Source organism: Kluyvera cryocrescens NBRC 102467, assembly GCF_001571285.1.
Lineage (GTDB): Bacteria > Pseudomonadota > Gammaproteobacteria > Enterobacterales > Enterobacteriaceae > Kluyvera > Kluyvera cryocrescens.
This window is the reverse complement of the sequence record NZ_BCTM01000031.1, coordinates 40,128-46,610: the sequence shown is the minus strand read 5'-3', so window position 1 is coordinate 46,610 and position 6,483 is coordinate 40,128. Positions and strand designations below refer to the sequence as shown.

Below are 6,483 nucleotides of genomic sequence, written 5' to 3'. Positions count from 1 at the left end.
TTGGTGTGGTCGTGATCCATATGGTGAACCGTGAGCTCACGCAGATTTGAGTAAACAAATTCACGCGAGCAGCGGCCGCAAACCCACGGAAACAGCTTCAGCGCTTTTTCGCGATAGCCGCTTTCCAGCCGGACGTAGTTTTTCGGGATGATAGCCATGATGACTCCTCACAAAGCAATATTCGGGCTTAATTAGAATAATAAGATGCAATAAAAAAGCCGCAACACGGGTTGGGTGTTACGGCTTTTTTCAATCACGTAATAACGCTCGCTTACGGCAGAATAGACGGTTGATCCGCCCCTTCTTTCTCCACTTTTTGCTGCAGCATGTGCTCACGTTTCATACCCAGCTTCAGCGCCAGCGCCGAGGCTACGTAGATAGACGACGCGGTACCGATGGAAACACCGATAAGCATGGTCAGCGAGAAGCCTTCCAGTACTGGACCACCGAAGAGGTACAGCATCAGGATAACCACTAACGTGGTACCGGACGTAATCAACGTACGGTGCAGCGTCTGAGTCAGCGACACGTTAAAGATTTCGTATGGCGTCCCGCGACGAATTTTGCGGAAGTTTTCACGAATACGGTCAGATACCACGATGCTATCGTTTAGCGAGTAGCCGATGACCGACATCAAAGATGCCACGATCGTCAGGTCAATCTCGATATGGAACAACGACAGGATCCCTAAGGTAATGATCACGTCGTGCGCCAGCGAGATAACCACCCCCGCCGCCAGTCGCCACTCAAAGCGGAAACCAACGTAAACGAGGATTGAGATCAGCGCCACCATCAGCGCCATCGCACCGGTTTGTGCCAGATCGGCACCTACGCTTGGCCCAACGAATTCAATACGCTTCACGGCCGCGTTCTGGTTGGTGGCTTCGTTAATCACACTCAGCACCTTGCTACCCAGAACCTGTCCGCCGTCCGTACCTTCAGTTGGCGGCATACGCACCATGATGTCATGGCTGCTGCCGAAGTTCTGCAGCAGCGGCTCAACGAAGCCCGCTTTCTCCAGCGCATCGCGCATCACGTCCATCTCCGCCGGTTTTTCCAGCGTGATTTCAATCACCGTACCACCGGTGAAATCGAGACCCCAGTTAAACCCGCGTACGCCCATCACCACGATGGCCGCAATCAGCAGGAAACCTGAGATGCCGAAAGCCCAGTAGTCCCAGCGCATAAAGTCATAGACTTTACGGCCGTGGTTCAATTGTTCAACAGTATATTCCTGTGCCACTTCGCACTCCTCAGATTGACAGCTTTTTGACGCGCTTGCCGCCATACAACAGGTTTACGATGGCACGTGTACCGACAATCGCGGTAAACATCGACGTCGCCACACCGATACCGGTAGTAATCGCGAACCCTTTAATTGCCCCGGTGCCGACCGCATACAGGATCAGGACTTTAATCAGCGTCGTAATGTTCGCATCGAAGATGGAACTGAACGCGCCGGCATAGCCCTCATTGATAGCCTGCTGGACAGAGCGACCGTTACTCAGCTCTTCTTTGATACGCTCGTTAATCAGTACGTTGGCGTCGACGGCAACGGCAAGGGTTAAGACGATCCCCGCAATCCCCGGCATACTCAGCGTAGCGCCCGGCAGCAACGACATAATCCCGACAATCAGTACCAGGTTCGCAATCAGCGCGCTGGTCGCAATCAGACCGAACTTCTTATAGAAGAAGATCATGAACAGGATAGAGACCACCAGACCGGCCAGACATGCTTCCAGGCCCTGCTTGATGTTCTGCATACCCAGAGTTGGGCCGATGGTACGTTCTTCAACAATCTGGATTGGCGCAATCAACGCACCCGCACGCAGCAGCAGCGACAGCTGACGCGCTTCGTTAGGGTTGCCGATACCGGTAATACGGAAGCTGTTACCCAGTCGGGACTGAATATTGGCGATGTTAATCACCTCTTCTTGTTTCACCAGTACTGCACGGCCGTTGGCGTCTTTCTTACCGCTGTCCTTATACTCCACAAACAGGGTCGCCATCGGTTTACCAATGTTGTCCTTGGTGAAGTTAGACATGATGTTACCACCCGCACTATCGAGCGAAATGTTAACCTGCGGTTGGTTGTATTCGTCCTGGCTGGAAGTCGAGTCAGTGATATGGTCACCGGTCAAAATCACACGTTTGAACAGCACAACCGGCTGGCCTTCACGGGTATTTTTCACTTCTGAATCGCCCGGTACGCGGCCAGATGCGGCAGCAGCCTGATCGACATTACTGTTAACCAAACGGAATTCCAGGGTCGCGGTTGCGCCCAGGATTTCCTTGGCACGCGCGGTGTCCTGAATACCCGGCAGCTCGACCACAATACGGTCTGCACCCTGGCGTTGAACAACCGGCTCAGCCACGCCCAGCTGGTTTACACGATTACGCAGAATGTTGATGTTCTGCTGTACCGCATATTCGCGAGCTTCACTCAGACGCGCATCGGTCATCACCGCACGCATCGCGGTGCTGCCCTGGCTTGAAATCACCAGATCCTGATGACGCTTGCTCAGGTAAGAGATAGCCTGATCGCGGGCATTGCTATCACGGAAAGTGATGCTCAGACCGTAGTTGTCTTCTTTACGAACGGTAGTATAAGGAATGCCTTTTTCACGCAGATCGCTGCGCAGGCTATCGATATTTTGTTCCTGGAGCTTGCCCAGTGCGGTATCCATATCCACTTCCATCAGGAAGTGAACGCCGCCGCGGAGGTCAAGACCGAGCTTCATTGGCTCTGCGTGAATCGCAGCCAACCAGCGCGGAGTTGCCGGAGCAAGGTTAAGCGCCACGACATATTTGTCACCCAGTACGCTCATCAACGCTTCACGCGCGCGCAGCTGGATGTCGGTGGTGTCGAAGCGCGCAAGAATAGCGCCCTCTTCCAGTGCCACAGACTTAGCGGTAATTTTTTCTTCTTGTAACGTTTTCTGGACCTGGATCAGCGTTTGCTCACTGGCGGCGACGCCGCGCACGCCAGTGATTTGAACAGCCGGATCCTCACCATACAGGTTGGGAAGTGCGTAAAGCAGGCCGACGACAATGACGACGACCAGCATGATGTACTTCCACAAAGGATAACGGTTTAACACGGCAGTTCCCTTTGGGAAAACGGAATATTACAGCGCCTTCATGGTGCCTTTCGGCAGAACGGCAGCTACGAAGTCACGTTTGATAACCACTTCAGTGGTGTCGTTCAGTGCGATAGAGATGTAGCCAGTTTCTGCTACTTTAGTCACACGACCAACCAGGCCACCGTTCGTCAGGACTTCATCGCCTTTCGCAATGGAGTTCATCAGGTTTTTATGTTCTTTGGTACGTTTCTGCTGTGGGCGCAGGATCATGAAATAGAAAATCAGACCGAACACAACCAGCATCAGAATCAGAGACATCGGGCTACCCTGCGCCGGAGCACCTGTTGCCGCTACCGCATCAGAAATAAAAAAGCTCATTCAAATTCCCTCATTATTAAAATTAATCAACGTTCAAAGGTGGAACCGTACGCCCCTGGCGTTGGTAAAAATCGGTCACGAAGCTCTCTAATTTACCCTCTTCGATAGCCTTGCGTAAACCAGCCATTAAGCGCTGATAGTAGCGAAGGTTATGAATGGTATTGAGGCGCGCGCCCAATATTTCGTTGCAACGGTCAAGATGATGCAAGTATGCACGTGAATAATTGCGACAAGTGTAGCAATCACACTCAGCGTCGAGCGTGCTGGTATCGCTTTTGTGCTTCGCATTGCGGATTTTTACCACACCGTCAGTCACAAACAGATGACCGTTACGGGCGTTACGCGTCGGCATGACGCAGTCAAACATATCGATACCGCGACGCACGCCTTCAACCAGATCCTCTGGTTTACCCACGCCCATCAGGTAACGCGGTTTGTCCGCCGGGATTTGCGGGCAGACATGCTCCAGAATGCGATGCATATCTTCCTTCGGCTCACCCACAGCCAAACCGCCGACAGCGTAGCCATCAAAGCCGATGTCCACCAGACCTTTCACGGAGATATCACGTAAATCTTCGTAAACGCTGCCCTGAATGATGCCAAACAGCGCATTTTTGTTGCCCAAACCGTCAAAACGGTCGCGGCTACGCTTGGCCCAACGCAGAGACATCTCCATGGAGCGCTTAGCGTAATCCCAGTCCGCCGGGTATGGCGTACATTCGTCGAAAATCATCACGATGTCGGAGCCGAGATCGTACTGAATCTCCATCGATTTTTCTGGATCGAGGAAAATCGGATCGCCGTTGATCGGATTACGGAAGTGTACGCCCTGCTCGGTGATTTTACGGATATCCCCCAGGCTGAAGACCTGGAAACCGCCGGAATCGGTCAGGATGGGTCCTTTCCACTGCATGAAATCATGCAGATCGCCGTGCAGCTTCATGATTTCCTGGCCCGGGCGCAGCCACAGGTGGAAAGTGTTGCCGAGAATAATTTGTGCGCCGGTGGCTTCAACTTCTTCCGGCGTCATGCCTTTCACGGTGCCGTAGGTGCCCACCGGCATAAAAGCGGGGGTTTCTACTACGCCACGGTCAAAAACCAGGCGGCCGCGGCGGGCGCGACCGTCTGTGGTGTCCAGTTCAAATTTCATCATAACTCCTGCGTCAGAAAAACAGTCCGACGTTAAACACTCATGCCGGAAACTTATTCCCCGACACGCTCAGAAATAGCCTGCGGATTGTACGTGATAAACATGGCATCACCGTAACTAAAAAAGCGATATTCCGCTTTTACGGCTTCATGATAGGCGTTCATGGTGTTTTTATAACCAGCAAACGCCGATACCAGCATGATCAGCGTCGATTCCGGCAGGTGGAAGTTGGTCACCAGCGCATCAATCACCTGATACTGATAACCTGGGAAAATAAAGATTTGCGTGTCACCGAAGAACGGCGCAATCAGTTCATCTTTTGCTGCCTGTGCGGCGCTTTCCAGCGAACGCACGGAGGTCGTACCTACCGCAATCACGCGATTACCGCGCGCTTTGGCCGCCAGAACCGCATCCACCACATCCTGCGGCACTTCCGCATATTCGGAGTGCATGATGTGGTCTTCAATGCTGTCTACACGCACCGGCTGGAAGGTACCTGCGCCCACGTGCAGGGTGACAAATGCCATTTCGATGCCTTTTTCACGCAGCTTCGCCAGCAGCGGTTCGTCGAAATGCAGACCGGCAGTCGGGGCGGCAACGGCACCCGGCTTCTCGCTATACACCGTCTGATACAGCTCGCGGTCAGCGTCTTCGTCCGGACGGTCGATGTACGGCGGCAGCGGCATATGACCGATGGCGTTGAGGATATCCAGCACGCTGCGTTCGTCGTCGAACTCGACCTCAAACAGTGCATCGTGGCGCGCAACCATCGTCGCTTTGATACTTTCATCGTCGCCCAGCAGCAGCTCGGCGCCCGGCTTCGGCGCTTTAGAAGCGCGAATATGTGCCAGAATACGTTTATCATCCAGCATACGCTCGACCAGCACTTCAATCTTGCCGCCGCTGGCTTTGCGGCCAAACAGGCGCGCGGGGATCACCCGGGTATTGTTAAAGACCAGAAGGTCACCAGGGTTGAGCTTATCGAGCAAATCGGTGAAAGTACCGTGCGTCAGCGCGCCCGTCGGCCCGTCCAAAGACAACAAGCGACAGCTACTGCGCTCGGCTTGCGGATAGTGGGCAATCAGGGATTCGGGTAGTTCAAAGGAGAAATCGGTAACGCGCATGACTGTGACTCTGGGCTTAATAATGAGGCGGGTAGTCTAGTGCCGGGGCGTCGTCCCTGCAACCCTTACCCCTCTGGATAAATAGCAAACAATGAATTTTCTCGCTCATCTGCATCTTGCTCACCTGGCTGACAGCTCCCTGTCGGGGAATCTGCTGGCGGATTTTGTCCGCGGTAATCCCGAGCAGGATTATCCACCGGCGGTGGTTGACGGCATTCATATGCACCGGCGCATCGACGTCATGACCGACAATCTGCCGCAGGTCAAAGAGGCCCGCGAGTGGTTCCGTCCCGAGACGCGGCGGGTAGCTCCGATTACGCTGGATGTGATGTGGGATCATTTTTTATCTCGCCATTGGGCGCAAATTTCCCCGGATATCGCGCTGCCGGAATTCGTCCGTTACGCCCATACGCAGGTCAATACTATTCTGCCGCAGGCGCCCGAACGCTTTATCGTGCTCAACGAGCATCTGTGGTCCGAGCGCTGGCTTGAGCGCTATCGCGAAATGGATTTTATCCAGCGCGTGCTAAACGGCATGGCCAGCCGCCGTCCAAAGCTGGATGCCCTGCGTGACTCCTGGCATGACCTGGATACGCACTACGACCAACTGGAGACGCGCTTCTGGCAGTTTTATCCGCAGATGATGATGCAGGCAAAAAACAAAACGCTGTAGCGCTTGCATCGCGCGGTAGAATGGCTATGCTTAATCCTTTGGCAAAAATAAATTATCAATAGCCAAAACCTATCT

The 6,483-nt window shown here is 53.6% G+C and carries 6 protein-coding genes and 1 pseudogene; 1 reads left to right on the top strand and 6 read right to left on the bottom strand.

Annotation, left to right across the window (positions count from 1 at the left end):
• The 6 genes and pseudogenes from yajD to queA all read right to left on the bottom strand — a co-directional run.
• Nucleotides 1-158: pseudogene (yajD, locus tag KCR01S_RS24415) on the bottom strand (HNH nuclease YajD); the annotation flags it as partial.
• 113 nt (nucleotides 159-271) lie between these two features.
• A complete protein-coding gene (secF, locus tag KCR01S_RS19115; RefSeq protein ID WP_061284655.1) occupies nucleotides 272-1,243 on the bottom strand; it encodes a protein translocase subunit SecF in 972 nt (323 codons plus the stop codon).
• Nucleotides 1,244-1,253: 10 nt separating this feature from the next.
• Nucleotides 1,254-3,101 (bottom strand): protein translocase subunit SecD, encoded by a 1,848-nt coding sequence (gene secD, locus KCR01S_RS19110; RefSeq protein WP_072277189.1) that lies wholly within the window; start codon nucleotides 3,099-3,101, stop codon nucleotides 1,254-1,256.
• Nucleotides 3,102-3,128: 27 nt separating this feature from the next.
• Nucleotides 3,129-3,461 (bottom strand): preprotein translocase subunit YajC, encoded by a 333-nt coding sequence (yajC, locus tag KCR01S_RS19105; RefSeq protein WP_061284653.1) that lies wholly within the window; start codon nucleotides 3,459-3,461, stop codon nucleotides 3,129-3,131.
• A 22-nt stretch (nucleotides 3,462-3,483) separates the two neighbouring features.
• Nucleotides 3,484-4,611, bottom strand: a complete 1,128-nt coding sequence (tgt, locus tag KCR01S_RS19100) for a tRNA guanosine(34) transglycosylase Tgt (protein ID WP_052283895.1) — start codon at nucleotides 4,609-4,611, stop codon at nucleotides 3,484-3,486.
• 53 nt (nucleotides 4,612-4,664) lie between these two features.
• Nucleotides 4,665-5,735: a tRNA preQ1(34) S-adenosylmethionine ribosyltransferase-isomerase QueA gene (queA, locus tag KCR01S_RS19095; protein WP_061284652.1), complete on the bottom strand. Its 1,071-nt coding sequence runs from the start codon at nucleotides 5,733-5,735 to the stop codon at nucleotides 4,665-4,667.
• Nucleotides 5,736-5,826: 91 nt separating this feature from the next.
• On the opposite strand from queA, the gene acpH reads away from it, so the two are divergent.
• Nucleotides 5,827-6,408 carry an ACP phosphodiesterase gene (gene acpH, locus KCR01S_RS19090; protein WP_061284651.1) on the top strand — a complete coding sequence of 194 codons (582 nt, stop codon included), beginning with the start codon at nucleotides 5,827-5,829 and terminating at the stop codon, nucleotides 6,406-6,408.
• The last annotated feature ends 75 nt before the right edge of the window (nucleotides 6,409-6,483 follow it).

Excerpts from the sequence above, each read along its gene's own strand:
- yajC (WP_061284653.1), bottom strand. The coding sequence starts at position 3,461 with ATGAGCTTTTTTATTTCTGATGCGGTAGCGGCAACAGGTGCTCCGGCG.
- tgt (WP_052283895.1), bottom strand. The coding sequence starts at position 4,611 with ATGAAATTTGAACTGGACACCACAGACGGTCGCGCCCGCCGCGGCCGC.
- queA (WP_061284652.1), bottom strand. The coding sequence starts at position 5,735 with ATGCGCGTTACCGATTTCTCCTTTGAACTACCCGAATCCCTGATTGCC.
- acpH (WP_061284651.1), top strand. The coding sequence starts at position 5,827 with ATGAATTTTCTCGCTCATCTGCATCTTGCTCACCTGGCTGACAGCTCC.